The organism is Pseudomonas sp. KB-10 (assembly GCF_018221585.1).
In the GTDB taxonomy this organism is placed as follows: Bacteria; Pseudomonadota; Gammaproteobacteria; order Pseudomonadales; family Pseudomonadaceae; genus Aquipseudomonas; species Aquipseudomonas yangonensis.
In genome coordinates, this window is sequence record NZ_QYYB01000007.1 from 186,521 (window position 1) to 211,852 (window position 25,332).

The window sequence follows — 25,332 nt, forward strand, 5'->3', positions numbered from 1 at the left end:
ATTGTATGCCGCTACCGCTGGTCTACCACGAGGATTACAGCCCGCCCTTCCCGGCCGGGCATCGTTTTCCCATGGAAAAATTCCGCCTGCTGCGCGATCACCTGGTCGATAGCGGCTTGACCACGGATGCAGAGCTGCAACGCCCGGAGCTGTGCCCGGCGGAGATTCTCGCCCTGGTTCACTGCCCTGATTACATCGCCCGCTACATGGCCGGCGAGCTGTCATACGAGGACCAGCGCCGCCTCGGCCTGCCTTGGAGCGATGCGCTGGCGCGGCGCACCGTGCGCGCCGTGGGCGGCTCGCTGCTGACTGCCGAACTGGCCCTGCAACATGGCCTGGCCTGCCACCTGGCGGGCGGCACGCACCATGCGCACTACGACTTTCCCTCCGGCTTCTGCATCTTCAACGACCTGGCGGTGATCGCCCGTTACCTGCTGGAAGCCGGCCGCGTGCACCGCGTGCTGATCTTCGACTGCGACGTGCACCAGGGCGACGGCACCGCGCGGCTGCTGGAAGACGAACCGGACGCCGTCACCGTGTCGCTGCATTGCGAGCAGAACTTCCCGGCACGCAAGGCGCAGAGCGACTGGGACATTCCCCTGCCGCGCGGCATGGGCGACGCCGATTACCTGAAGGTGGTGGACGACACCCTGAACTACCTGATGCCCATCTATCAGCCGGATCTGGTGCTCTACGATGCCGGCGTCGACGTGCACAGGGACGATGCCCTGGGCTACCTGCAACTGACCGACGCCGGTCTGGCCGCCCGCGACGAAGCCGTGCTGCAGCACTGCCTGGGCCGCGACATTCCCGTACTCGGAGTGATCGGCGGCGGTTACTCGAAGGATCACGCCGCCCTCGCCCGCCGCCACGGTATCCTGCATCACAGCGCCGCAAGGGTGTGGGCGGCGCGAGGGTTGCGCTGAGGATCAGCCCAGCACCTTGTCCAACGCCTGCTCCAGCGTCTTCACCGTGCGCTCGACGTTACCCAGCTTGTCCAGCCCGAACAGGCCGAGGCGGAAGGTCTGGAAGTCCGCCGGTTCATCGCATTGCAGCGGCACGCCGGCGGCGATCTGCAGGCCGACGGCGGCGAACTTGGCGCCGGTCTTGATCTGCGCATCGTCGGTGTAGCAGACCACCACGCCAGGCGCCTCGAAGCCCTTGGCGGCGACGCTTCTGAAGCCGCGCGCCGCCAGCAGCGCACGCACCCGGTCGCCGAGTTCCTGCTGCTGCTCACGCACCTTGGCAAAACCTATGGCCTTGGCCTCGAACATGGCGTCGCGAAAACGCGCCAGGGCATCGCTGGGCATGGTGGCGTGGTAGGCGTGGCCGCCCTGCTCGTAGGCCTGCATGATCTGCAGCCACTTCTTCAGGTCGCAGGCGAAGCTGGTGCTCTGGGTCGCCTCGACACGCGCCTGCGCCGCTTCGCTGAGCATCACCAGAGCGCAGCAGGGCGAGGCGCTCCAGCCCTTCTGCGGCGCGCTGATCAGCACGTCGACGCCACAGGCCTGCATGTCCACCCAGAGGGTGCCGGAGGCGATGCAGTCGAGCACGAACAGGCCGCCGACCGCATGCACCGCATCGCTCACCGCGCGCAGGTAGTCGTCCGGCAGGATCATGCCCGAGGAGGTTTCCACGTGCGGAGCGAATACCACCTGCGGCTTCTGCTCGGCGATGCTGGCCAGCACCTCGTCCAGCGGCGCCGGAGCGAAGGCGGCCTGATGGCCTTCGGCGACCGGGCGCGCCTTGAGTACATAGGACTCGGCGGGAATGCGGCCCATGTCGAAAATCTGCGTCCAGCGGTAGCTGAACCAGCCGTTGCGCAGCACTAGGCACTTCTGCCCGGTCGCCAGCTGGCGCGCCACCGCCTCCATGCCATAGGTGCCGCTGCCCGGCACCACCGCCACGGCATGGGCGTTGTAGACCTGCTTGAGGGTGGCGGAGATATCGCGCATCACGCCCTGGAACGACTGCGACATATGGTTCAGCGAGCGGTCGGTGTAAACCACCGAATATTCGAGCAGGCCATCGGGATCGATGTCGGGGCAGATCTGGGACATAGCGGACTCCAGCCGAAAAGGTTCGAGCTGAACCTGCCCCAACCCGGGGCAAATGACAAGGCCGGGGAGCACTCGGGTAGAATGCGCAGCCTTTCTCAGACCGTTCTGCTGCCATGACCACAAGCACTTCACCCAACGCTCATCACGTCGCCATCATCGGCGGCGGCCCGGCCGGGCTGATGGCTGCCGAGGTGCTGGCGCAAGGCGGCGTGCGCGTGGAGCTGTTCGACGCCATGCCCTCGGTGGGGCGCAAGTTCCTGCTGGCCGGCGTCGGCGGCATGAACATCACCCATTCCGAGCCCAAGGAAGCCTTTATCGGCCGTTACGGCGAGCGCCAGGCCGAGGTCGCAAGGCTGCTGCACGAGTTCGATGCCGACGCCCTGCGCGCCTGGATTCATGGCCTGGGCATCGACACCTTCGTCGGCACCTCCGGCCGCGTGTTCCCTACCGACATGAAAGCTGCACCGCTGCTGCGCGCCTGGCTGCGCCGCCTGCGCGAGCTGGGCGTGACCATCCACACGCGCAGCCGCTGGCTGGGCTGGAACCAGGACGGCAGCCTGCGTATCGCCGGCGCAGACGGCGAACGCGCACTGGCCGCCGATGCCTGCCTGCTGGCCCTGGGCGGCGGCAGCTGGGCGCGCCTGGGCTCCGATGGCGCCTGGACGGCCCTGTTGCAGCAGCGCGGCGTCGAAGTAGCGGCCCTGAAACCGAGCAACTGCGGTTTCGAAGTGGCCGGCTGGAGTGAATATCTCAGGGAGAAATTCGCCGGGGCGCCGCTGAAGAACGTCGCCTTGAGGCTGCCCGGCCAGGCGCCTCGCATCGGTGAATTCGTGCTGACCGCAGGCGGCATCGAAGGCAGCCTGGTGTACGCCTTTTCCGCCGATATCCGCCGCGCCATCGAGGCCGACGGCCAGGCCCTGATCCATCTCGACCTGCTGCCACAGATGCCGCTGGCCAAACTGCAGCAGGCACTGGCCAGGCCACGCGGCAAGCATTCCATGGCCAAGCACCTGCACCGCCAGGCCGGCCTCGACGGCGTGAAAGCCGCCCTGCTGCGCGAGCTGGCCCCGGCCGAGGCCTTCACTGATCCCGCCACGCTTGCTCCGTGGATCAAGGCGCTGCCCATCACCCTGCTGCGCACCCGCCCGCTGGACGAGGCGATCAGCAGCGCCGGCGGCGTGCCCTTCGAGGCTGTGGATGACGGCCTGATGCTCAAGGCGCTGCCCGGCGTGTTCTGCGCCGGTGAAATGCTCGACTGGGAAGCGCCCACCGGTGGCTATCTGCTCACCGCCTGCTTCGCCAGCGGGCGGGTGGCCGCGCAGGGCGTACTGAACTGGCTGCAGTAGCCCGGATGCAATCCGGGGAACATCGCGCCATGCCCCCTGATTTCATCCGAGCTACGGTTGAAAAAGCGCGCATGGCGCTGTGACACCGCTCGGCGTACAGCTATGCTCTTTTCCAGCGCTCCCCCACACAGGTAATCCCCCGCCGTGATTCCGCTGCTGGTCTGCGACGACTCCAACATGGCGCGCAAGCAATTGATCCGCGCCCTGCCGGCTGAATGGTCGGTTTCCCTCAGCCAGGCGAGCAACGGCGAGGAGGCGCTGGCCCTGATTCGCCAGGGCTTGGGCCAGGTCATGCTGCTCGACCTGACCATGCCGGTACTCGACGGCTATCAGACCCTCGCGTCGCTGCGCGCCGAAGGGCTGAGCACCCAGGTGATCGTGGTCTCCGGCGACGTGCAGGAAGAAGCCGTGCGTCGCGTACGCGAACTGGGCGCCCTGGCGTTCATCAAGAAACCAGCCGACCCGGAAATTCTGCGCCAGACGCTGATCGAGCTGAAACTGTTCGACCCTCAGGGCACACCGGCCGCGCAGGCCCAGGCTGCGGCGCTGTCGGAGCTTAAGGTGAGCTTCCGGGATGCGCTGCGCGAGGTGAGCAACGTCGCCATGGGCCGCGCTGCCGCCCTGCTGGCCAAGGTGCTCGGGGTGTTCGTGCAGCTGCCGGTGCCGCAGGTCAATATCTTCGAGGTCAGCGAACTGCACATGACCCTGCTCGACGCCCAGCGCGGCGAGCGCTTCAGCGCCATCTGCCAGGGTTTCATCGGCGAGGCCATCGCCGGCGAGGCGCTGCTGCTGTTCCATGATTCGGAAGTGAACGACATGGCGCGCCTGCTCGGCTGGCAGCCGAAGAACGAAGCGCAAACCTCGGAGATGCTGCTGGACCTGGCCAGCATCCTGATCGGTGCCTGCCTTGCCGGCGTTGCCGAGCAACTCGACCTGCGTTTTTCCCAGGGCCACCCGCAGCTACTGGGCCAGCATGCCAGCCTCGACCAGCTCATCCAGGTCAACCGCCAGCGCTGGCGCAAGACCCTGGCCGTGGAGATCAGCTACAGCCTGGAGGGCCACGCCATCCATTTCGACCTGCTGCTGTTGTTCACCGAAGACTCGATCAAGCGCCTGACCGCCAAGATCGGCTACCTGATGGAGTAAGGCCATGCCTGCGCAGATCGATATCAAGGAAGTCCACTGGCTGCTCGACATCGTGCAATGCATCGACGTCGGCGTGGTGGTGCTCGACCGCCAGTACCGCGTCGAGGTGTGGAATGCCTTCATGGAGAACCATTCAGGGCTTGGCCCGGATCAGGTACAGGGCCGCTCGCTGTTCGAGCTGTTCCCCGACATCGACCGCTCGTGGCTGGAGCGCAAGGTGGAAAGCGTGGTGCAACTCGGCACCCGCGCCTTCAGCCTGTGGCAGCAGCGCCCCTACCTGATGCGCTTCAAGAGCTACCAGCCGATCACCGGCCAGGCCGATTTCATGTACCAGAACGTCACCCTGCTGCCACTGGCCGGCCAGCCGGTGGAGCATGTGTGTCTGGTGATCTATGACATGACGGCGGCGGCCGTGGCGGCGCAGGCACAATCGACTAACTGATGCGCTCGTAGCCCGGATGCAATCCGGGGCCGATGCCAGATGCTCCCGGACTTCATCCGGGCTACGGTTCCGACGAAAAAGGGATTTACATGCTGCGCAGCGTTGAACTGAAAACCTTCGTCCCGGCGCGGGACTTCGAACTGAGCAAGGACTTCTACCAGGCGATGGGCTTCAAGCCCGGCTGGTCGGACGATCAGATGGCCTACTTCAGCCACGGCGAACACTGTGCGTTCCTGCTGCAGAACTTCTATGTCAAGGAGCAGGCAGAGAACTTCGTCATGCACCTGCTGGTGGAGGAAGTCGATACCTGGTGGGCGCAGATTCAGGCTGCACGCCTGGACGAGCGTTTCGGCACGCGCCTGATCGCGCCGCAGGATCAGCCCTGGGGCATGCGCGAGTTCATGGTATTCGACCCCAGCGGCGTGCTCTGGCGCATCGGCCAGAACAGCTGACTCGTCGCGGCTAAAGCCCCTCCCACATGCAACAAGCTGCGCCTGTGAGAATGAAGCTATTCACTTAGAGCTTTATGAGCTTGGCTCCGCTCTCCCATTTACTAGGGGCACGCCTGGTGGAGAGCAGTTGGGGAGAGGGCTGAAAACACCGCAAAACTGCCAATTCTCCCCTCTCCCTAACCCTCTTCCAGAGGGCGAGGGGACTGGTGGCGTTCGACCGTTTCCTGTGAGAGCGACATTACGCCTGTGGGAGGGGCTTTAGCCGCGAGCTTTTCCGATGACTACTTCTTGCCGCCCTTGGGCTTGCTGCCGAAGCTCGGCACCTTGCGTACTGCCCTGACCTTGGGCTTGGCGTCTTCTTCCTCGAACCAGCGGCCGAGGTGAATATTGCCTTTGCCAGCGGCCTTGCCCGCACCGGGGATCAGCTTCTGCTTGGGCTTCTTGGGTTTTTTCAGCACCTGGCCACCGACCGCAGTCAGCGGTACGCGGTGATCAGGAATGAAATCCGGTTCGTCGACACGCTTGATCAACTGCTGAGTCAGGTTCTCGATCGCTGCCAGTTGATCCACTTCGTCAGCGCAGACCAGGGAGATCGCCTCGCCCGTGCTGCCGGCGCGGCCGGTACGGCCGATGCGGTGCACGTAATCCTCGGCGTTGACCGGCAGGTCGAGATTGACCACCAGCGGCAGGTCGTCGATGTCCAAGCCGCGCGCAGCCACATCGGTGGCCACCAGGATCTGCACCTCGCCGGCCTTGAAGCGCTCCAGCGCGCGCAGGCGGCTCGGCTGTGGCTTGTCGCCATGGATCGAGTCGGCGGCCACGCCCATGGCCAGCAGTTCCTGCTCCAGCTGATCGACGCCCTTGCGGGTCTTGGCGAACACCAGCACCTGGCCCCAGCGTTTTTCCTGCAACAGGTGCAGGAACAGCTCGCTCTTGCGCTTCTTGTCCACCGGGATCAGCCACTGCCTGACGCTCTTGGCCGCAGCGTTGCGCGGGCTGACCTCCACTGACAGCGGGTCGCGCAGCAGCTCGCCGGCCATCTGCCGGATGGCATCGGAAAAGGTGGCGGAGAACAGCAGGGTCTGGCGCTTCTTCGGCAGCGCGCTGAACAGCTCGTCCAATTCGCGGGCGAAGCCCAGGTCGAGCATGCGGTCGGCCTCATCCAGCACCAGGGTCTGCAACTGGGAGAACTTCACCGCGTTCTGCCGGTACAGGTCGAGCAGACGGCCCGGCGTGGCCACCAGCACGTCGACGCCCTTGCGCAGCTTCATCATCTGCGGGTTGATGCTGACCCCGCCGTATACCGCATAGCTGGTCAGCGGCAGATTGCGGCCGTAGGCCTGGAAACTCTGCAGCACCTGCTCGGCCAGTTCACGGGTCGGCGTCAGCACCAGCGCACGCACCGAGTTGCTGGCCACCTGCGGGCCTTCCAGAGTCAGGCGCTGCAGCAGCGGCAGCGCGAAACCCGCGGTCTTGCCGGTGCCCGTCTGCGCCGCAGCCATCAGGTCGCGGCCCTTGAGCACGGCGGGGATGGCCTGGCTCTGCACCGGAGTCGGGGTCTGGTAATCGAGTTCGGCGAGAGTGCGCAGCAGCGGCTCGATCAAACCGAGGGAGGCGAAGGTCATGGGGCAACCGAATCGGAAAGGAAACAGGCGCGCAGTTTAACCTGTCCCTATATGTAGGAGCGGCTTCAGCCGCGAAAATCCTCGGCAAATCGCCGTAGGAGCGGCAGGGCAGCATTCCGCTTTAACCGCGACAAAAGCTCGCCGCTAAAGCGCCTCCCACAGAAACGAAAGACGTTGTAGCCCGGATGCAATCCGGGAACATGCGCCACTCTCCCCGGACTGCATCCGGGCTACCAACCCGCAGCAGCTTCAGCCGCAGCAATCCCCAACGCGCGAGAAAAACCGTGGGAGGGGCTTTAGCCGCGATAAAAGCTCGCGGCTAAAGCCGCTACTACAGGTATGAGGCCAGCTCAGCAAGCGCTGGCCAGCAACGCCCGCACCTTGGCCGCCGAGAGGTTCTGCAGCTGGCAGAGAAAGGCATGATCGGCCTGGTACCGGCCATGGCGTTCGCGTAGCAGGCCGAACAGATGCAGGGTCAGGTTCGCCGCCATCTCGGCATCGGCCAGGGCGCGGTGAGCGCGGCCGGTATCCGGCAGGCCGGCCCAGGTGTTGAGGTTGCCCAGCTTGTGGCTCGGCGCCTCCGGCAGCAAACGCCGTGACAGCAGCAGGGAACAGGCGAACGGCTGCAAGCGACGCCGGCGCACGCGCGCCAGCTCGGCGTCCCAGAACTTCTGGTCGAAGGACGCGTTATGCGCCAGCAACGGCCTTTCGCCGATGAAGTCGGCCACCTCGTTCATCACCTGCTCCGACGGCGGCGCCTTGCGCAGCATGGCGTTGCTGATGCCGGTCAGCTGCTCGATGAACGGCGGCACCCAGGCGCCACTGTTCATCAGACTCTGGTAGCGGTCGACGATGCGCCCGTCCTCGATGATCGCCACGCCGATCTCGGTGGCACGCGCCTTGGCCGGCGACACGCCGGTGGTTTCGAAGTCGATGACGGCGATGGATTCCACGTAAAACCTCGGAGCTTGTGAAGAAGTCGGCGCGAGCGGAGACCGGTGACGTTGGGGATGCGCACGACAGGCAGAGTGTATTGAACTGCATGAGCATTGCGAGCACAGCCGACGCGCGAGATGCGAACACCGTCGACTGACACGATCTCAGTGATTGCGCAGCAAAAGATTGCCTTCGATGGGCACGTACAGGCTGGCAGCCCGGATCAGCGACTGCGCCGTCAGCCCCGGCACACCGAAGGCGATGGCATCCAGGCCACGACTGCGCACGCGTTCGAGCAACAGGTCGAAATCACCGTCCCCGGAGGCCAGGACGATCTCGTCGACGCGCTCGGCGGCGTCGAGCACATCGATGGTGATGCCCACGTCCCAATCCCCTTTGGCCGAACCGTCGGCACGCTGGATATAGGGTTTGAGCTTCACGGTGAAACCCAGCTTGCGCAGGATTTGCTGGAACTGCTGCTGCTTGGCGTCACCACGGTCGATGGCGTAGGCGTAGGCCTCGACGATCACGCCACGGCGACTGACCTCGGCCCACAGCACGCTGTAGTCGAAATGGCAGCCATGCACCTGGCGCACCGTGTAGTAGAGGTTCTGCACATCGGCGAATACGGCGATCTTCTTCACCGGGAGTCCTCGGGGGCAACGAAGGCGCCAGTATGCCAGAGCCGGCGCCATCCTGCGTCCAGGGCTGGCCGGGGCGCGACGCAGCCCCTATGCTTGCCGCCATGACGCCTCTAGAACGCCTCTGCCAGCGCAACCTCGACCTGCTCCAGCGCCTGCAAATCAGCCATCGTCTGGTCGAGCACGAAGCGGTGCTCGACTACCCCACCGCCCACGCCGTACGCCAGCGTTTCGGCCTGCGCGGCGTGGAGAGCAAGAGCCTGTTCCTGCGCATCGATGCGCAGCGCTATGCCATGCTGGTCACCCTCGAAGGTGCTCGCGCCGACTGGGCCAGACTCAAAGCGTTGCTCGGCAAGCGCCCGCGCATCGCCAGCGACGAGGAACTGATCGAGCACACCGGCTGCGTGCCGATGTGCGCCTGCCCGTTCGGGCACGACGTCGCCATCACCCTGCTGATCGACCGCGCGTTGCTGGCCTGCGACTTTCTGCTGTATTCACCCGGCCCGCCGCAACTGACCCTGGAAGTGCCCGGCGATGAACTGCCGCGCCTGCTCGCCGCGCAGCCCAATGTGCAGCTGGAGTACCCTTGATCCCATCCCGGCAACCAGCCACAGTGCTGGAGCCCTGACACCTGGTAACCTGTCGATGAGCCCACTTTCCGTTTTGCGTGACGCCTGGTTCTTCTCCAGCCACAACCTCGCCGCTATTGCCCGCCTGACCCTGCCGCTGTTGCTGCTCGAAGCCATCGCCCAGACGATCCTCGCCGCTCAGCTCGGCGAAGGCGCCAACCCGGCCTATGGCGTGCTGCTCGGCATTCTCTTCTACCCGCTGTACGCCGCGCCGCTGATTCTCTTCCTGCACGCCCGCAGCATCGGCCAGACGCCCGGCAACGCGCAGCTGTTCGCGGCCGGCTTGCAGCTGTGGCCGTCCTTCGCCCTGATGACCGGGCTGAGCACACTGGCGATCATGCTCGGCCTGTCGTTGTTCATCGTGCCGGGCATCTGGATCATGATGCGCCTGGCCTTCTCCGAACTGATCCTGGTGCTGCGCCAGGAGCCGCCAATGCGCGCCCTGCAAGCCAGCTTCGCGTTGACCGACGGGCGCTTCTGGCCGGTGTTCGCCTGCCTGGCCAATGTGCTGGTGCCGCTGTGGCTGCTGGACTGGTGGACGCAGCCGAACCACAGCGACACCTTGCTGTGGGTGCTGCATCAGACCGGCAATGGCTTCCTGCAACTGTTCGCCCTCGTGGTGCTGTTCCGCCTGTTCATGCTGCTCGAACCCCAGCAGGCGGCAAATAGCGAGAACAGTGACTAGGCTTGCTGTTTTCCCGGCCCGGAGAGCGTCATGAGCGAAACCAACCCCAGCATCCTGTCCCACGTGTCCATCGGCACCAACGATTTCGACGCCGCCAGTGCCTTCTACGCCAAGGTACTGGCCACCCTCGGTTGCCGGGAAATCATGCGCCACCCGGGGGCGGTGGCCTTCGGCCGCGAGTATCCGGAGTTCTGGGTGCAAACGCCGATCAATGGCCAGCCGGCGACACTCGGCAACGGCAGTCACTTCGGCTTCGTCGCCCCGGACAAGGCCTCGGTGCATGCCTTTCACGAGGCAGCGCTTGCAGCGGGCGGCCAGGACGAAGGCCAGCCGGGACCGCGCCCCGAGTATGGCGAGCCCTACTACGGCTGCTTCGTCAGGGATCTCGACGGCCACAAGATCGAGGCGGCCTTCTGGGACATGGAGCTGATGCTGGCCAGCGCTGCACAGCACGAGCACGGCTGACCCGGCTCGCCTACTGGCGTGCCACCACCGGCTGATAGCGCAGCGCGGCATTGGCAATCCAGCCCTCGCGCAACAACTCCGCGAGCGCAGCGGCCAGTGCTGGCTGGCGCGCCAGGCGCTTGCGCGAGAAACCGATATAGAGCGCCGTGCGCGCATCGGGGTGATAGGCAGCCTTGACGATGCGCCCGGCCAGTTCGGGGGCAAGCAAGGCGTAGTCGACCTGACAATCGGTACCGACCAGTACATCGATACGACCGCGCACCAACATCTCCAGCAATTGCCGTTCGCTGCTGACGCCGACCTTGTCCAGCGACTTGTCATCGTCGAACGGCTGAAAGTAAACCGATTCCAGCACATAGCCGATGCGCAACCCGCGTAGCGATGCGTAGTCGTTCAAGCGCATGGCCAGCGCCGGGCTGGCATAGAAGCGCGGCGAGCAAGCGTAGTAAGGCGCGTCCAGGTAGCGAATGTAGCGCTCGCGCTCGGGCGTCCTGGCCAGACCGGTCATCAGGTCCGCTGTGCCCTGTTCCAACGCCGCCAGGCCACGCGCCCAGGGCGCCCGCTGCACCTCGAAGCGCAGGCCGGTGCGGCGCGACAGTTCAGCGAGCAAATCGATGTCCAATCCCTGCAGCTGGCCGTTATCGTCTTCCATGCGAAAGGGTGGCCACAGGTCGGTCATCACCCGCAAAGGCTCGGCTGCGCCGGCGCGGTACAGCGGCGACAGCATGAGCAGGACGAGTAGCCAGCGACGCATCAGTGGCGCCCCGAACCCTGCGGCCGCAACCCGGACAGACGCGGCAACAGCACACGCTCGAAGACTCTCGGGAAGAAGCGCGCCAGCACCCGCGCGCGCCAGTCGACATTCGACAGCACCAGCAAGCGCCGGCGTTTGAGCGCACCCTGATAGACGGCCTCGGCAACATCCTGCGGCGAGGCGACCTTACCCATCGCCAGGGGCGCCTGTGCGGCCACCGAGCCGTCACCAACCAGGGCGTTCTTGCGCAGGTCGGTGGCGGTGAAGCCTGGGCACACCAGCATCACGTTCACCCCCGAGCCCTTGAGCTCGTAGCGCAGCGTTTCGAACAGGCCATGCAACGCATGCTTGCTGGCGTTGTAGGCGCTGCGGTAGAGCAAGGGCGCGATACCCGACAGCGAACTGAGCACGATGATCTGCCCGCGCCGGGCGATAAGGCTGGGTAGCGCCGCCTGAGTGCAGTGCAGCGCACCGAAATAGTTGACCGCCATGACCCGCTGGAAGACCTCCAGACTGGTCTCGGCGAACGTGCTGCGGTGGGTGATGCCGGCATTGTTGATCAATACATCGATCCCGCCGAAACGCTCAACCGCCAGGGCCACGGCGCGCTGCACCGCCTCGGCATCGGCGACGTCGCAGAGCAGCCCCAGCGCCTCGGCGTTATGGTGATCGGCCAGGTGCTGCACCAGGCTGTCCAGCGCTGCCTGCTGCAGATCGAGAATCACCAGCCGCGCCCCGGCCTGCGCCAGACGCATGGCCAGCGCCCGGCCGATCCCCGCACAACCGCCGGTGATCAGCACCACCTTGCGGTCGAATACCTTGTTGGCAAATACCTTGCGATACATGGGTGACTCCCGGCGGCCCAGTGTCAACGACAAGCCCGTTCCATCGCCCGGCCTGTCGAACCTTCCGGCATGGTACTGCAGGCGCATGGCAGGGCGAAGCGGGCAGCGGTAGGCGCAGCTCGCATGCCTGGGACGATGCCGCGCGCTCGGGTATCCTCGCCAGCTTTGAGCATAGTCGCCCGCTTCGCCATGTCGCTGCCCCGCCCGCTTCGTCTGCTTCTGTTGATTGCGCTGCCTTCTCTCGCGGCGCTGATCGCGCTGATCTACAGCCTGACCTGGCGCCCGCTGCCACGGGAGGACGCGGTCGTGACCTGCACCGGCCAGGTAGCGCAGCTGCAGCCTGGCCAGGCGCTCAAGGTGATGACCTGGAACGTGCAGTACCTGGCCGGCAAACGCTATGTGTTCTGGTACGACCTGCCCGGCGGCGACGGTCCGGACGAGCGCCCGAGCAGCGAGGACCTGGCGCTGACGCTCGAAGAAGTGGTGCGCGTACTGCGCGCCGAGCAGCCCGACCTGGTGCTGCTGCAGGAACTGCACGACAACGCCAAGGCCAGCGACCACCAGGACCAGTTGGCCCTGCTGCAGGCGCGCCTGGGCGACCTCTATCCGTGCAGCAGCCAGGCGTTTTACTGGAAGGCCGCGTTCGTCCCCCATCCCCGCATTCTCGGCAGTGTCGGCATGAAGCTGGGCACCCTTAGCCGCTTCCAGATCGCCCGCGCCGAACGCCTGCAACTGCCCATGCTGGAGGCCGATCTGCTCAGCCGCCAGTTCCAGCTCAAACGCGCGCTGCTGGTCAGCTACCTACCGATTCGTGGCGGCGAAGAACTGGTGACGATCAACACCCATTTCGATGCCTTCGCCCAGGGTCAGAACACCATGCAACGCCAGGTGCAGATGACCGACGGCCTGCTCCAGCAACTGCAAGGCGCGGGCAAGACCTGGGTCCTGGGCGGCGATCTCAACCTGCTGCCGCCCGGCCAGTTCCGGCATTTGCCGGAGGACCAACGCAGCTGGTACGCAGCCGACAGCGAGCTGCAGGGCCTGGCTCGCCGCTACCCGATGATCCCGAGTCTGCAGCAGGCCAGCGGCACCAAGCAGGCGCAGTGGTACACCCACCACCCCAACGACCCGGCCGCACACGGCCCCGATCGCACCCTCGACTATCTGTTCTACAGCCCGCGCCTGACCCTGCTCGCCAGTCAGGTTCGCCAGCACGATACCCTGGCCATTTCCGACCACCTGCCAGTCATAGGCCGCTTCTTCCTGCCCAGCGAGGAATAGGCCGGGCTGGACAAGCCGGCCATCTCTTGTCCATCCTCGCGGTGCACCACTGAAGAATGAAAAGACGGCGAAGAGCCGCGAGCCAAATGCCAAGACGCTTCTGCCTGATATTCATCGCCCTGTGCTGGCTCTCGGCTGCCCACGCCGCCGAGACCAGGCAGCGCATTCATGTGGGTTACTACGAGTTTCCGCCCTACTCCTATACCGATGCGCAGGGTCAGCCAAGCGGCTCGGGGCTGGAGCTCACCGCGCGCCTGCTCGATGCGGCGGGCTATGAGGCCGACTTTCGCTCCTACCCCGGCGCCCGCCTTTACGCCGGCCTGCTCGACGGCAGCATCCAGCTCTGGGCCGGCGCATCCGGCAAGCCGGAGTTGGCCGGCCACACGCTGGAAGGCCGGCACCTACTGGGGGAGATCACCCTCAACCTGTATTTCCGCCTCGACACGCCGGCGCCCATCATTCCCGACGAGTTGCACGACCGCGGGGTGATCCTGATCACCGGCTACAGCTACTGGCAGGACGTCAATCAATGGCTGGAAGATCCGGTGCGTAACATCATCGCGCACCGCACCCGCAGCCACACCTCGGCTCTGGAAATGCTCCAGCGCCGACGTGCCAACTATTTGCTGGACTATCGCGCGCCGGTCGAACAGGCCATGCGTGAGCTAGGCATGGATGATCTGCCCTTCGTCGAAGTGCAACGCCTGCCGCTGAGGATGATCTACTCGCGCCATGCACCAGGCGCCGAGCGCCTGCGCGATGACCTGGATCGGGCCTATCAACAGCTGAAGGATACCGGCGAGGATCTGTGGCTGTACTGACCCTTCATTCGCCACGCAACCTGGCCAGCGCCCGCTCCAGGCTGGCGTGCGACAGCTCGCCGAGATGGCTGCCGATCTGACGCCCCTCGGCATCGTAGAACAGCGTGGTGGGCAGTGCGCGTGAGCCCACCAGTTGCCCCAACTTGACCTGTTCGTCGAGCAGCAGGTGATCCAGGCTCAGTTGCTGCGCAGCGAGATACTCACTTACCAGCGCGGCGCTTTCGCCCTGATTGACGAAGAGGATGGTAATCCCGGTTTCGCGCTGCTGCGCCTGCATCAGCACCGGCATCTCGCGCCGACACGGCGGGCACCAGGTGGCCCAAAGATTGACCACCAATGGCTGACCGGCGTAATCGCGCAGGTTCACCGGGTTACCCCGCATATCCTGCACCTGAAGATCAGGCAGCCGCGTGCCCTGCTCCAACGCGTGCAGCATCAAGTTGCCAGCGAGCCATAGCGCCACGCCGACAGACATCGCCACACCCAGCGGCCGCCGCAGCCCCACCTGGCGCCAGAGATACCAGCCACCCAGCGCCAGCCCGGCGAGCACACCCGGCCAGGCGATGAAGCCGCCATCACGAATATCCAGCGCGCGCCACGGCGCATCACGGTAGAACTCGGCATACGCCAGCACGAAGGCCAGCCGCGCCACCAGCAGCCCGAGCATGAGCATGCGGAACAACTGGCCTTCTGGATTGCAACCATGCCGACGGCCGATCAGCCAGCCGACCAGCGTCGCCGCGAGCAGGCTGCCGAACAGCAGCACATGGGTAACACCCAGGGCCATCGGCCCGACATTCAGGGTCAGCATCGGTTTCTCACTTTCTCGGCTTGGCCCGCGCCGTGGGCTCGGCAACCAAGGGGTCGTCGGGCCAGTAATGTTTGGGATAGCGGCCCTTCAGGTCTTTCTTCACCTCGGCGTAGGTGTTGGCCCAGAAGCTGGCCAGGTCCTGGGTCACCTGCACCGGACGGCGCGCCGGTGACAGCAGGTGCAGCATGAGCCCCAGGCGGCCGCCGGCGATGCGCGGCGTGGCGGCCAGGCCGAACAGTTCCTGCAGGCGTACGGCCAGCACCGGCGGGTTTTCCGTGTAGTCGATGGCGATGCGCGAGCCGGACGGCACACCCAACGTGCGCGGCGCCAGCTCGTCAAGGCGTTGCGGCAGCGGCCAGGGCAGCAGCGTTTGCAGGATCGATGGCAGGTCGAGATTGGCGAAGTGGCTGAGGCGGTTGACCTTGCCCAGGAAGGGCGTCAGCCACTGCTCGAGGCTGGCCAGCAGCGCAGCATCGGATAGATCCGGCCATTCGCTTTGCCGGTGTTGTTGCAAATCGAGCTCGCGCAGCAGCGCAACGCGCGCCTGCCACTGGCGCAGCTCCGGCGTCCAGGGCAACAGTTCAAGGCCCTTGCGCCGCACCAGGCCGACCAGGGCGCGGCTGCGCGTGTCCTCATCCAGTGTGGCCAACGCCTGACGCTCCAGCACCAGTTCGCCCACCTTGCGCTGACGCTCGGCGCGCAGCACACCTTCGCGCTCGTCCCAGTCGAGCACCTCCAGCGTCTGCACCTGCTCGGCCAGTTCGCGCTCGAACAGCGCCGGATCGAGATCGGCCGCCAGATAGATACGCTCCTCGCGCTGGCCCTGGCGGCTGCCCAGGTCTGCTACTACCAGCCATTCGTGCTTCATCAGCGCATCGGCTTCAGCGAACTGCGCGGCGCGACCGTTGGCCAGGCGGTAGTCGGCGCCACCGGCGCGGCGCTGCTGAGCGATGCGGTCGGGGTAGGCGAAAGCCAGCAGACAGCCGAGCCAGCGCGGGTGCTCGGGGTCGCTCACGGCCTGGCTTGCCGGCCGGCCCCGGAGCAGTCCCTGAAATTGCTTGGCCAACTGCCGCGCGCGCTGCACGCCGCCTTGAGCGCCGCGCGTGCCGCGGGTTTCGCCGCTGAGCAGGGCCAGGCGACTGTGCAGATCGGCGCCAGCCCCCCGAAAAATGTCGCGCTCGGACAGCAGCGCGGCCAAGTCGCAGGCCAGAGCGCCCAGGCCCAGCGCCTGGCCACGCAGCAGCAGATGAGCGATGCGCGGATGGCTGGGCAGCTCGGCCATGGCCTGGCCATGAGCGTTGAGCGCGCCACGCTCGTCAAGCGCGCCGAGGCGGCCGAGCAAGTCCAGCGCTTGGGCATAAGCAGCCGGCGGCGGCACGTCGAGCCAGCTCAGCTCCTGCGGCGTGACGCCCCAGCGCAGCAGTTGCAGAGCCAGCCCGGCCAGATCGGCCGCAAGGATTTCCGCGCCGGAATAGGCGCTGAGTTGTTCGTGCTGCGCCTGTGACCACAAGCGGTAGCACACGCCTGGCTCGAGGCGGCCGGCGCGGCCGGCACGCTGGGTGGCCGAAGCACGGGAAATGCGCTGGGTATCGAGGCGCGTCATGCCGCTGGCCGGATCGAAGCGCGGCACTCGCGCCAGGCCGGCATCGACCACCACACGCACGCCGTCGATGGTCAGGCTGGTCTCGGCGATGTTGGTGGCCAGCACCACCTTGCGCTTGCCCGCCGGCGCCGGCTCGATGGCCGCACGTTGCGCAGACAGTTCCAGCTCGCCATGCAGCGGGCAGAGCAGGATATCGTCGCGACCGGCCAGCGCCTCGCCCAGTTGCTCGGCCACGCGGCGAATCTCGGCCTGGCCCGGCAGGAACACCAGCAGGCTGCCGGACTCATCGGCCAGCGCCTGCTGTACCGTCTGCAATACGCGCGGCTCGACCCACTCGCCCGATTGGAACGGCGCGCCCCAGCGGATATCCACCGGAAACATGCGCCCTTCGCTGCGCAGTACCGGGGCGCCGCTCAGCAAGGCGGCCAGGCGCTCGCCTTCGAGGGTCGCCGACATCAGCAGCACCTTGAGCGGCGCCTCGCCGCTATCCTCGGCACGGAACATGGCGCGGCCATTGAGCGTCAGCGCCAGGGCCAGATCGGCATCCAGGCTGCGCTCGTGGAACTCGTCAAATATCACCAGACCAACGCCGTCCAGCGCCGGGTCATCCTGCAGGCGGCGGGCGAGGATGCCCTCGGTGACCACCTCGATGCGTGTGTTCGGTCCCACCTTGCTATCCAGGCGGATGCGGTAGCCGACCGTCTCGCCGACGCGCTCGCCCAGCTCGCTGGCCAGGCGCTCGGCGGCCGCGCGGGCAGCCAGCCGGCGCGGTTCGAGCATGAGGATCTTCTGCCCGCGCAACCAGGGCGCATCGAGCAATGCCAGCGGCACGCGGGTGGTCTTGCCGGCACCGGGCGGCGCCTCCAGCACCACTTCGTGGCGGGCGCTGAGGGCATCACACAGGGCGGGTAACAGGGCGTCGATCGGCAGGTCGTTCATGGTATCTCCACAACAGGCCGGCGATTATAACGGCGAACTGCCAGACGCCCCGCGAGTCATAAAAAGCGCACAGCAGTTTTACAATCAACGCCTTGCTATAGTTGCGCCACTTTTTTCTGGAGGTGCTCATGCGCACGAAATCCCGCGTTATTGCCGGCCTGGTCGCCGCTACCCTGTTCGCTCAACTGACCGCGTGCGGTTCGATTTTCTACCCGGATCGCCGGGGCCAGATCGAAGGCCGGATCGACCCGGTGATCGCCGGTGCCAACGCCATCGGTCTGCTGTTCTACGTGATTCCCGGCCTGATTGCCTTCGCCGTGGATTTCGCCACCGGCGCCATCTACCTGCCGGAAGGCCAGACCGCTCAGGTCGACCCGCAACAGCTCAAGCAACTGATCGGCGCAGACGGCAAGGTCGACCAGTACGCGCTGAAAACGCTGATCGAAACCAGCACCGGCCACCAGCTGCCGCTGGACGATCCGCGCCTGATCCAGCACAGCGGCAGCGCCGAGCAACTGGCTGCCTACGGCCTGCGCCCGGCTGCCTGACTTCATGCAAAACCCGCAGCACGCCAGGTTGATGCGCCTGGCCACCCGGGCAGCGCTGACGGTGGCGCTGACCCTGGTGCTGGCCAAGGCGATTGCCTGGTGGCTGAGCGGCTCGGTCAGCTTGCTGGCCGGCCTCACCGACTCGCTGCTCGACAGCGCGGCCTCGCTGATCAACCTGATCGCCGTGCACTTCGCTCTGCGCCCGGCCGACGAAGATCATCGCTACGGCCATGGCAAGGCCGAAGCGCTGGCAGGTTTGGGGCAGGCGCTGTTCATCGGTGTCAGCGCCATCCTCATCGGCCTGCAGGGCGTCGAGCGCCTGCAATCGCCGCAGCCGCTGGACGCCGAAGGTATAGGTGTCGCGGTGATGCTGCTGTCGCTGGCACTGACCGTGGCCCTGCTGCAGTTCCAGCGCAAAGTCGTGCGTGAAACCGGCTCTACCGCCATCCACGCCGATTCGCTGCACTACCGCTCCGATATCCTGCTCAACAGCAGCATCCTCGTCGCCCTGCTGCTGACCCGCTTTGGCTGGCAGCAGATGGATGCGCTGTTCGCCATCGGTATCGCCTTCTACATCTTCTGGAGCGCCATCAGCATCGTCCGCGGCGCGGTGGCCGTGCTGATGGACGAAGAACTGCCCGCCGACGTCAGCACTCAGATGCACGAGCTGGCGTGCGCCGTCCCTGGCGTGCTCGGCGCACACGATCTGCGCACGCGGGTTTCCGGCACACGCTGGTTCGTCCAATTGCACCTGGAGCTTCCCGGCGAAATGAGTCTGTCGCAAGCTCATGAGCATTGCGAAGCGGTGGAAAAGGCCATCCACGAACGCTACCCCCGCGCCGAGGTGCTGGTGCATGCCGACCCTCAGGAAGTGGTCAGGCACTGACCACGGCCGTCTGCTACCCGCAACTGCGGGCAATAAAAAAGGGGCCTCGCGGCCCCCTCGGGAAATCTGTCCGGTGCTGGCGATGTTGTCGCCGCTTTCGTCGCCCGCCTGGTTGGGCAGTGCGGACCCGGGTGCCGGTGCGATCCGGTAGGACCGTCGGCGCCGGCTCACCTGGTTGGGCGAGGCCGGTAGGACTTCTCGTCCGGGCCGTGAAACTGAGGTAAAGCTTACGCCTGCCGCACCGAAATAAGATTGCGAAGATTGCTTGCAAAACGTTTGATTGCGCAATTATTAGCTAAAGGAGCACTATTATTCGCAACTAGATAACGAGCCGATTAGAAAATGGACAAACTCGATCGCTACGACCTGAATATCCTCGCCGAATTGCAGCGCAACGCTGCCCTGTCCAATCAGGAGCTGGCCGAACGCATCGGCCTGTCGCCCTCCCCCTGCTCGCGCCGGGTCAAGCAACTGGAAGACGACGGCTACATCACTGGCCAGGTCGCCCTGCTCGACCGCAAGAAACTCGGTCTTAGCCTGACCGCCTACGTTCTGATCGGCATGGACCGGCATACGCCGGAGCGCTTCGAGCATTTCCAGGAAGAGATCCGCAAATGCCCTGAGGTACTGGAATGCTGCCTGGTCACGGGGATGGACGCCGACTATCAGCTCAAGGTGGTGGTGCCGGACATGGATCATTACCAGAAGCTGCTACTGGGCACCCTGACCCGTATCGACGGCGTGTCCAGCGTGCGCTCGAGCTTCGTACTGCAGCAGATTCTCTCCAGCACGCAGCTGCCGTTGCAGCACCTGCGCGACTGAAAGTCGCAGGGCGAAATGGATCATGCTGCGGTCCAATCCAGGGTGCGTATAATTCCCGCCCTGCGTTTTCCGTCCGAATCATGAGGCACCATGGAAACCGAACAATTCGAAGCGCTGATGATGTACGTCCTGGTGGGCGGCCTGATTCTGTTCATGTTCTTCATCATCTGGGACTTGGCGAAGAAGTCCAAGGCCGGCCGCCTGGGCACTGCCATTCTGTTCCTCGGCCTGGGCCTGTGCCTGTTCGCCTTCCTGGCCAAGCCGGTGATCACCTACATCATCGAGACCGCGCGCGGCATTCACGGTTGAGCGAGCTGAGTATCGCCAAGCCCGCGCGAGACGTCTGATCGTCTCCAGGCCGCCGCCTCGATGCGGCCGGCTGCCCACTCAAGGAGTTGCACATGAGCGCCGCCAATCTGGTGATGCAAAGCTATGGACGCTGCTGCGCCAGCCACACGTTCTTCGACGATTTCTACCGCCATTTCCTCGCCAGCTCACCACTGATCCGCGAGAAGTTCGCCGACACCGACATGCCCGCACAAAAGCAGCTGCTGCGTCAGGGCATCATGAACCTGGTGATGCACGCGCGCGGGATGCCCGATACCAAGCTGCGTGCCCTTGGCGAATCGCACTCGCGCCAGCACCTGGACATCCGCCCCGAACTCTACGACCTGTGGCTCGACGCTTTGCTGCTGACCATCAGCGAACACGACAAGGAGTGCGACGCGGACGTGCGCCAGGCGTGGCGTGAAGTGCTGAACAAAGGTATTGCCGTGATCAAGGCCGGTTATTGATTCAGGTCATCTCGCCAGGGCCCGGCCCTGCGACAAAACGCCCGACAGATCCACTGCAATGGTCGTCATTCCCGCCTTCGCGGGAGTGACGGCAAATGGATTCTTCAGTGTTTCCCCAGGCGACCGTGCGCCGCTACGGCAGTTGTGCCGGGATCTCACGCCACTGCCCGGGTTGCAGACCCTCCAGCGTCCAAGGGCCAATGGCCACGCGCACCAGGCGCAAAGTGGGCAGGCCAACCGCGGCGGTCATGCGCCGCACCTGGCGGTTGCGCCCCTCGCGGATCACCAGCTCCAGCCAACTGGTCGGCACGCTCTTGCGAAAGCGCACCGGCGGGTTGCGCTCCCACAGCTCGGGCTCGTCCAGGCGCCGCGCCTCGGCCGGCAGGGTCGGGCCATCATTGAGCGTGACGCCATCGCGCAGCTGCTGCAGCTGACCCTCACTCGGCTCGCCCTCCACCTGCACCCAGTAGGTCTTCGCCAGCTTGTGCTTGGGGTCGGCGATACGCGCCTGCAGGCGACCGTCGTTGGTCAGCAGCAACAGGCCTTCGCTGTCGCGATCCAGGCGCCCGGCCGGGTAGACGCCGGGCACAGCGACAAAATCCTTGAGGGTGGCGCGACCCTGCTCGTCGTTGAACTGGGTCAGCACGTCGAACGGCTTGTTCAGCAGGATCAGCCGCGGCTGGGTGGGCGGCGCCTTGGCCACACGGCGTGGCGCGGCGGGACGGCGGCTGGCGGGAGAACGAGGGCGAGACATGCGACAAACTTCAGTGGAAACTGGGTCGCGCAGTTTAACTCACGATAAGCGGCACTGATGGTGCTTCCCCGTCGCGCCGCGGCGACTAAGCTGCTGATTCCACCCCCCTAGAAACAGGAGTCAGCCATGAGCAACAGCGCCGAACTCGCTACCTTTACCGGCTGGGCCGCTACCGCCCCCAAGGCGCCGCTGGAGCGCCTGAGCTACGACCCCGGCCCGCTCGGCGCCGACGAGGTGGAGGTGGCGGTGGAGTACTGCGGCATCTGCCACTCCGACCAGTCGATGATCGACAACGAATGGGGCAACGCGCGTTACCCTTTCATCCCCGGTCATGAAGTGGTCGGCACCATCGTCCGTCTCGGCGAGCAGGCGCGCGGCCTCAAGCTGGGCCAGCGCGTCGGCATCGGCTGGTACAAGGGCAGCTGCATGCATTGCGGCTCGTGCATGGAGGGCGCGCACCAGCTGTGCCGTTCGGTCAAACCCACCATCGTCGGCAGTCACGGCGGCTTCGCCGACCGCCTGCGCTCGCATTGGGCCTGGGCCGTGCCGCTGCCCGAAGGGCTCGATCCGGCCCTGGTCGGCCCACTATTCTGCGCCGGTTCCACGGTGTTCAGCCCGCTGCTGGAATTCGACATCAAGCCCACCGACCGCGTCGGCGTGGTCGGCATCGGCGGCCTCGGCCACCTGGCGCTGCGCTTTCTCAACGCCTGGGGCTGCGAGGTGACCGCCTTCACCTCGTCGCTGAACAAGCAGGACGAAGCCAAGCGCCTGGGCGCGCACAAGGTGGTGGCCTCCACCGACAGCGTGGCGATGAAGGCGATAGCCGGCACGCTTGATTTCCTTCTGGTCACCGCCAGTGCCGATCTGGACTGGCAGGCGTTGATCGCCACCCTGCGTGGCAAGGGCCGCCTGCACTTCGTCGGCATCGTGCCCAGCGCCATCCCGGTGCACGTGTTCAACCTGATCCCGCAGCAGAAGAGCCTGTCCGGCTCGCCGGTGGGCTCGCCGAGCACCATGGCGACCATGCTGGAATTCTGCGCGCGCCACCAGATTCTGCCGCAGGTCGAGCAATTCCCCATGAGCCAGGTGAACGCGGCCATCGACCATCTGCGCAACGGCAAGGCGCGCTACCGCGTGGTGCTCGACGCCAGCAAATGACAGCACGGGCGCGGAGCTGGCATGCTCTGCGCCCCGTTTCATCCAAGATGCCTGCCGCCATGCCGCTGACTCTCGACACCCCCAGCCCTGCCGAACTGCCCACCCTGGTGGAGATCTGGGAGGCCGCCGTGCGCGCCACCCACCACTTCCTGCCGGAAAGCGACCTGCAGGTAATCAAGCCGCTGCTGCGCGAGCAGTATTTCCCCGCCGTGCAGCTGACCTGCGCACGCGATGGGTCGGGGCAAATCCTGGGTTTTCTCGGCACGGCCGAGGGCATGGTGGAAATGCTCTTCGTCGATCCGGCCTGCCACGGCCAGGGCGTGGGCAAGCGGCTGATGCAGCACGCCATCGACGAGCTGGGCGCCACGCGGGTCGACGTCAACGAGCAGAATCCGCAGGCCGTAGGTTTCTACCAGCACCTGGGTTTCGTGGTGACCGATCGCTCACGACTGGATGGCGGCGGGCGGCCCTTTCCTATCCTGCATATGACACTCAGCCGATAGGCCAGGCTGCGACTATCCCTTCCAGTGCGCGTTTGAGTTCGACCTGGCTGGCCGCCGCGGCGAGGCTGATGCGCACCGCCTGACCGGGGTTGGCCTCCACCGCGAACACCTCGGCCGGTACCACCTCCACGCCATGCTGCCGACAGGCCTCGGCCAGACCGGCAGGCGCCGCGCCATCCAGCCACAGGTGCGGCGCCACCGCCCTGCCCTGCGGCATGCGCGGCCCGAGCACTCGCGCAGCCAGGCGCCAGCGCTGTTGCAATTCTCCGATCTGCCAGGCCAGACGCCGTTCGGCAACGCCGCTTTCGACCCATTCGCAGGCCAGCGCCAGGCTCAGCGGCGTCACCGCCCAGCGGGTGGCCTGGGCTTCGGGGTCGATACGTTCGAGCAGCTCGGGTGCGCCGGCGATAAAGCCCAGGCGCAAGCCGGGTGCGACGCTCTTCGACAGGCTGCTGATCAGCAGGCAGCGCTCCGGTACCTGCACCGCCAGCGGCGCCGCGCTGCCGAGCACCCCGTAAACGTCATCCTCGACGATCCACAGGCCGCGTTGGCGCGCCACCGCCGCAATGGCAGCGCGGCGCTCGGCGTCCAGGCTGGCGCCGGTGGGGTTCTGCAGGCAGGGGGTAAGCACCACCACGCGAGCGCCGGTGGCACGCGCCTGGCGGTCGAGGTCATCGGGCAAGATGCCGCGTTCGTCCATCGCCACGCCATGCAGCGGCAGGCGCAGCTGGCGCGCGGCGGCCTTGATCCCCGGCGCGGTGAAGCGCTCCACCAGAATCGGCTCGCCGGCCTCGCACAGCGCCAGCAACGCTGCGGAGACGCCCTGCTGGGCGCCAGCGCAGAGCAGCAGGCCGTTCGGCGCCAGTTCCAGGCCGCGGCGGCGCAGCCAGGTGGCGCCGGCCAGATGCGCGCGCTCGACCAGCGCTGCCGAGGGATAGGCCTGCAGCCCATCCAATTCGCCCTGTGCAGCCAGTGCGGCAAGGCTGGCGGACAGGTCGCGGTTGTCCGGATCGTGCACCGGCACGTTGGTCGACAGGTCGATCAGCTCGCCCTGCGTGGCCGGTTGCTTGAGGCGGAACAGGCTCGCCTCGCGGCTGCCGGCCAGCACGTAGGTACCGCGGCCGACCTCGCCGGAGACCAGATGCCGACGCGCCGCCTCGCGGTAGGCGAGCATCACCGTGCTCGGGTTGATGCCCAGCGTCCAGGCCAGGCGTCGCTGCGGCGGCAGGCGTTCGCCGGGCTTGAGTTCACCGCGGCCGATGGCAGCGGCGATGGCCTCCACCAGGGCGAGGTAGGTGGGCAAAGCGCTGCTGGACAGGTCAGGGAGCCACATTGTTTGCCATGCAATATAAAGATTTACCCATACAATGCACCGCACTAGCATCGGGGTCAACGCCACCCGGAGTACCCGTCATGTTCGACCTCGCCCAACTGCGCCAGAGCGCCCAACTGGTTCACCGCCATATGGCGCCCACGCCACAGCTGAGCTGGCCGCTGCTGTGCCAGCGCACGGGTTGCGAGCTGTGGGTCAAGCACGAGAACCACGCGCCCACCGCCGCCTTCAAGGTGCGCGGCGGGCTGGTCTACATCGACGCCCTGCTGCGCCGCGAGCCGCAGGTGCGCGGCCTCGTCACCGCCACCCGCGGCAACCATGGCCAGAGCCTGGCGCTGGCTGCACGCGCAGCGGGACTGGCGATCCGCATCCTGGTGCCGCACGGCAACGCCCGCGAGAAGAACGCCGCGATGCGTGCCCTTGGCGCCGAGGTGATCGAACATGGCCGCGACTTCGACGAAGCCCGCGCCGAGGCCGCGCGTCTGGCCGAACGCGACGGCCTGCACTGGGTGCCGTCGCTGCACGAGGATCTGGTGCGCGGCGTGGCCACCTATGCCCTGGAACTGCTTGAGGCGGTACCGAACCTGCGCCGGGTGTACGTGCCCATCGGCCTCGGCTCGGGCATCTGCGGCATGATCCGCACCCGCGACCTGCTCGGCCTCGACACCGAAATCGTCGGCGTGGTCGCCAGCGGCGCCGATGCCTACGCGCAGAGTTTCGAACAAGGTTGCCTGGTACAGACCGAACGCGCCGTCACCCTGGCCGACGGCATGGCCTGCCGCCAACCGCAGCAATTGGCATTGGACGTTATCAGCGCGGGCGCGGCGCGCATCCTGCGGGTCGACGATGCGGAAATTCGCACCGCCATCCGCGCCTATCACGAGGACACTCACAACCTCGCCGAAGGCGCCGGCGCTGCCGCCCTGGCAGGCCTGCTACAGGAGCGCGAACGCAACGCCGGCCAGCGTGTTGCCGTGGTGCTCAGCGGCGCCAACATCGACCGGCTGGCGCTGGCCGACCTGCTGCGTGACGAAGCACCAGCCGCAGCCTGAC

Annotated in this window: 28 protein-coding genes; 18 read left to right on the top strand and 10 right to left on the bottom strand. The window is 66.1% G+C overall.

The genetic code is table 11. The annotated features are described in order from the left end of the window. Nucleotides 1–5: 5 nt before the first annotated feature. Nucleotides 6–926 carry a histone deacetylase family protein gene (locus tag DXK50_RS19170; protein WP_212631431.1) on the top strand — a complete coding sequence of 307 codons (921 nt, stop codon included), beginning with the start codon at nt 6–8 and terminating at the stop codon, nt 924–926. A 3-nt stretch (nt 927–929) separates the two neighbouring features. Here DXK50_RS19170 and DXK50_RS19175 read toward each other — a convergent pair whose 3' ends face one another. After that, nucleotides 930–2,060 (bottom strand): aminotransferase class V-fold PLP-dependent enzyme, encoded by a 1,131-nt coding sequence (locus DXK50_RS19175; protein WP_212631432.1) that lies wholly within the window; start codon nt 2,058–2,060, stop codon nt 930–932. A gap of 113 nt (nt 2,061–2,173) precedes the next feature. Between DXK50_RS19175 and DXK50_RS19180 the strand changes: the two genes are divergently transcribed. From DXK50_RS19180 to DXK50_RS19195, 4 genes are all read left to right on the top strand, one after another. Further along, nucleotides 2,174–3,406, top strand: a complete 1,233-nt coding sequence (locus DXK50_RS19180) for a TIGR03862 family flavoprotein (RefSeq protein ID WP_212631433.1) — start codon at nt 2,174–2,176, stop codon at nt 3,404–3,406. 144 nt (nt 3,407–3,550) lie between these two features. Then, entirely contained in the window at nt 3,551–4,552 is a 1,002-nt protein-coding gene (locus DXK50_RS19185) for a response regulator (RefSeq protein ID WP_212631434.1), read from the top strand. Nucleotides 4,553–4,556: 4 nt separating this feature from the next. Continuing rightward, nucleotides 4,557–4,994: a PAS domain-containing protein gene (locus tag DXK50_RS19190; protein WP_212631435.1), complete on the top strand. Its 438-nt coding sequence runs from the start codon at nt 4,557–4,559 to the stop codon at nt 4,992–4,994. A gap of 89 nt (nt 4,995–5,083) precedes the next feature. Next, nucleotides 5,084–5,446 carry a VOC family protein gene (locus DXK50_RS19195; protein ID WP_212631436.1) on the top strand — a complete coding sequence of 121 codons (363 nt, stop codon included), beginning with the start codon at nt 5,084–5,086 and terminating at the stop codon, nt 5,444–5,446. Nucleotides 5,447–5,727: 281 nt separating this feature from the next. Here the strand turns inward: DXK50_RS19195 and DXK50_RS19200 are convergent, their stop codons facing one another. The 3 genes from DXK50_RS19200 to DXK50_RS19210 all read right to left on the bottom strand — a co-directional run bounded on the left by DXK50_RS19200 (nt 5,728) and on the right by DXK50_RS19210 (nt 8,702). Further along, nucleotides 5,728–7,071, bottom strand: a complete 1,344-nt coding sequence (locus tag DXK50_RS19200; RefSeq protein ID WP_212631437.1) for a DEAD/DEAH box helicase — start codon at nt 7,069–7,071, stop codon at nt 5,728–5,730. A gap of 350 nt (nt 7,072–7,421) precedes the next feature. After that, the gene (locus tag DXK50_RS19205; RefSeq protein ID WP_212631438.1) at nt 7,422–8,024 is read right to left on the bottom strand and encodes a 3'-5' exonuclease; all 603 of its coding nucleotides are present in this window, start codon (nt 8,022–8,024) and stop codon (nt 7,422–7,424) included. A 147-nt stretch (nt 8,025–8,171) separates the two neighbouring features. Continuing rightward, complete coding sequence (locus tag DXK50_RS19210; RefSeq protein ID WP_212631439.1) at nt 8,172–8,702, bottom strand: LabA-like NYN domain-containing protein; 531 nt, start codon at nt 8,700–8,702, stop codon at nt 8,172–8,174. A gap of 50 nt (nt 8,703–8,752) precedes the next feature. Between DXK50_RS19210 and DXK50_RS19215 the strand changes: the two genes are divergently transcribed. From DXK50_RS19215 to DXK50_RS19225, 3 genes are read left to right on the top strand one after another with little or no spacing between them, the layout of a single operon-like run. Then, nucleotides 8,753–9,238 (top strand): YbaK/EbsC family protein, encoded by a 486-nt coding sequence (locus DXK50_RS19215; RefSeq protein WP_212631440.1) that lies wholly within the window; start codon nt 8,753–8,755, stop codon nt 9,236–9,238. A 55-nt stretch (nt 9,239–9,293) separates the two neighbouring features. After that, nucleotides 9,294–9,962 (top strand): YciC family protein, encoded by a 669-nt coding sequence (locus DXK50_RS19220; RefSeq protein WP_212631441.1) that lies wholly within the window; start codon nt 9,294–9,296, stop codon nt 9,960–9,962. Between the two features lie 30 nt (nt 9,963–9,992). After that, a complete protein-coding gene (locus DXK50_RS19225; protein WP_212631442.1) occupies nt 9,993–10,427 on the top strand; it encodes a VOC family protein in 435 nt (144 codons plus the stop codon). Between the two features lie 10 nt (nt 10,428–10,437). On the opposite strand, the gene DXK50_RS19230 is transcribed toward DXK50_RS19225, so the two are convergent. Then, entirely contained in the window at nt 10,438–11,181 is a 744-nt protein-coding gene (locus DXK50_RS19230; RefSeq protein WP_212631443.1) for a substrate-binding periplasmic protein, read from the bottom strand. Then, nucleotides 11,181–12,026 (bottom strand): SDR family oxidoreductase, encoded by an 846-nt coding sequence (locus DXK50_RS19235; protein WP_161867311.1) that lies wholly within the window; start codon nt 12,024–12,026, stop codon nt 11,181–11,183. Before DXK50_RS19235 ends, DXK50_RS19230 begins: the two co-directional genes overlap by 1 nt. A gap of 189 nt (nt 12,027–12,215) precedes the next feature. On the opposite strand from DXK50_RS19235, the gene DXK50_RS19240 reads away from it, so the two are divergent. Beyond that, a complete protein-coding gene (locus DXK50_RS19240) occupies nt 12,216–13,307 on the top strand; it encodes an endonuclease/exonuclease/phosphatase family protein (RefSeq protein WP_212631444.1) in 1,092 nt (363 codons plus the stop codon). A gap of 86 nt (nt 13,308–13,393) precedes the next feature. Next, nucleotides 13,394–14,128, top strand: a complete 735-nt coding sequence (locus DXK50_RS19245; RefSeq protein WP_212631445.1) for a substrate-binding periplasmic protein — start codon at nt 13,394–13,396, stop codon at nt 14,126–14,128. A gap of 4 nt (nt 14,129–14,132) precedes the next feature. Here DXK50_RS19245 and DXK50_RS19250 read toward each other — a convergent pair whose 3' ends face one another. Continuing rightward, complete coding sequence (locus tag DXK50_RS19250; protein WP_212631446.1) at nt 14,133–14,939, bottom strand: TlpA disulfide reductase family protein; 807 nt, start codon at nt 14,937–14,939, stop codon at nt 14,133–14,135. Between the two features lie 7 nt (nt 14,940–14,946). Continuing rightward, complete coding sequence (hrpB, locus tag DXK50_RS19255) at nt 14,947–17,481, bottom strand: ATP-dependent helicase HrpB (RefSeq protein ID WP_212631447.1); 2,535 nt, start codon at nt 17,479–17,481, stop codon at nt 14,947–14,949. A 128-nt stretch (nt 17,482–17,609) separates the two neighbouring features. Here hrpB and DXK50_RS19260 point away from each other — a divergent pair, with 128 nt between their 5' ends. The 5 genes from DXK50_RS19260 (at nt 17,610) to DXK50_RS19280 (ending at nt 20,531) form a co-directional block, all read left to right on the top strand. Continuing rightward, nucleotides 17,610–18,029: a polyribonucleotide nucleotidyltransferase gene (locus tag DXK50_RS19260; RefSeq protein WP_161867316.1), complete on the top strand. Its 420-nt coding sequence runs from the start codon at nt 17,610–17,612 to the stop codon at nt 18,027–18,029. A gap of 4 nt (nt 18,030–18,033) precedes the next feature. Then, nucleotides 18,034–18,915: a cation diffusion facilitator family transporter gene (locus tag DXK50_RS19265; RefSeq protein ID WP_161867317.1), complete on the top strand. Its 882-nt coding sequence runs from the start codon at nt 18,034–18,036 to the stop codon at nt 18,913–18,915. Between the two features lie 342 nt (nt 18,916–19,257). Next, nucleotides 19,258–19,737, top strand: coding sequence for an Lrp/AsnC family transcriptional regulator (locus tag DXK50_RS19270; protein WP_037051675.1), 480 nt, complete (start codon nt 19,258–19,260; stop codon nt 19,735–19,737). A 90-nt stretch (nt 19,738–19,827) separates the two neighbouring features. Then, entirely contained in the window at nt 19,828–20,046 is a 219-nt protein-coding gene (locus DXK50_RS19275) for a DUF2788 domain-containing protein (protein WP_161867318.1), read from the top strand. Between the two features lie 92 nt (nt 20,047–20,138). Continuing rightward, on the top strand, nt 20,139–20,531 hold the full coding sequence (locus tag DXK50_RS19280; protein WP_161867319.1) for a globin: 393 nt from the start codon (nt 20,139–20,141) through the stop codon (nt 20,529–20,531). A 133-nt stretch (nt 20,532–20,664) separates the two neighbouring features. Here the strand turns inward: DXK50_RS19280 and DXK50_RS19285 are convergent, their stop codons facing one another. Beyond that, nucleotides 20,665–21,234: a pseudouridine synthase gene (locus tag DXK50_RS19285; protein WP_212631521.1), complete on the bottom strand. Its 570-nt coding sequence runs from the start codon at nt 21,232–21,234 to the stop codon at nt 20,665–20,667. A gap of 177 nt (nt 21,235–21,411) precedes the next feature. Between DXK50_RS19285 and ahr the strand changes: the two genes are divergently transcribed. Further along, entirely contained in the window at nt 21,412–22,443 is a 1,032-nt protein-coding gene (ahr, locus tag DXK50_RS19290) for an NADPH-dependent aldehyde reductase Ahr (protein WP_212631448.1), read from the top strand. Nucleotides 22,444–22,502: 59 nt separating this feature from the next. Further along, complete coding sequence (locus DXK50_RS19295; RefSeq protein WP_212631449.1) at nt 22,503–22,946, top strand: acetyltransferase; 444 nt, start codon at nt 22,503–22,505, stop codon at nt 22,944–22,946. On the opposite strand, the gene DXK50_RS19300 is transcribed toward DXK50_RS19295, so the two are convergent. Beyond that, nucleotides 22,936–24,279, bottom strand: coding sequence for an aminotransferase-like domain-containing protein (locus DXK50_RS19300; protein ID WP_212631450.1), 1,344 nt, complete (start codon nt 24,277–24,279; stop codon nt 22,936–22,938). The genes DXK50_RS19295 and DXK50_RS19300 overlap by 11 nt on opposite strands. 80 nt (nt 24,280–24,359) lie before the next feature. Between DXK50_RS19300 and DXK50_RS19305 the strand changes: the two genes are divergently transcribed. Next, nucleotides 24,360–25,331 carry a threonine dehydratase gene (locus DXK50_RS19305; RefSeq protein WP_212631451.1) on the top strand — a complete coding sequence of 324 codons (972 nt, stop codon included), beginning with the start codon at nt 24,360–24,362 and terminating at the stop codon, nt 25,329–25,331. The last annotated feature ends 1 nt before the right edge of the window (nt 25,332 follow it).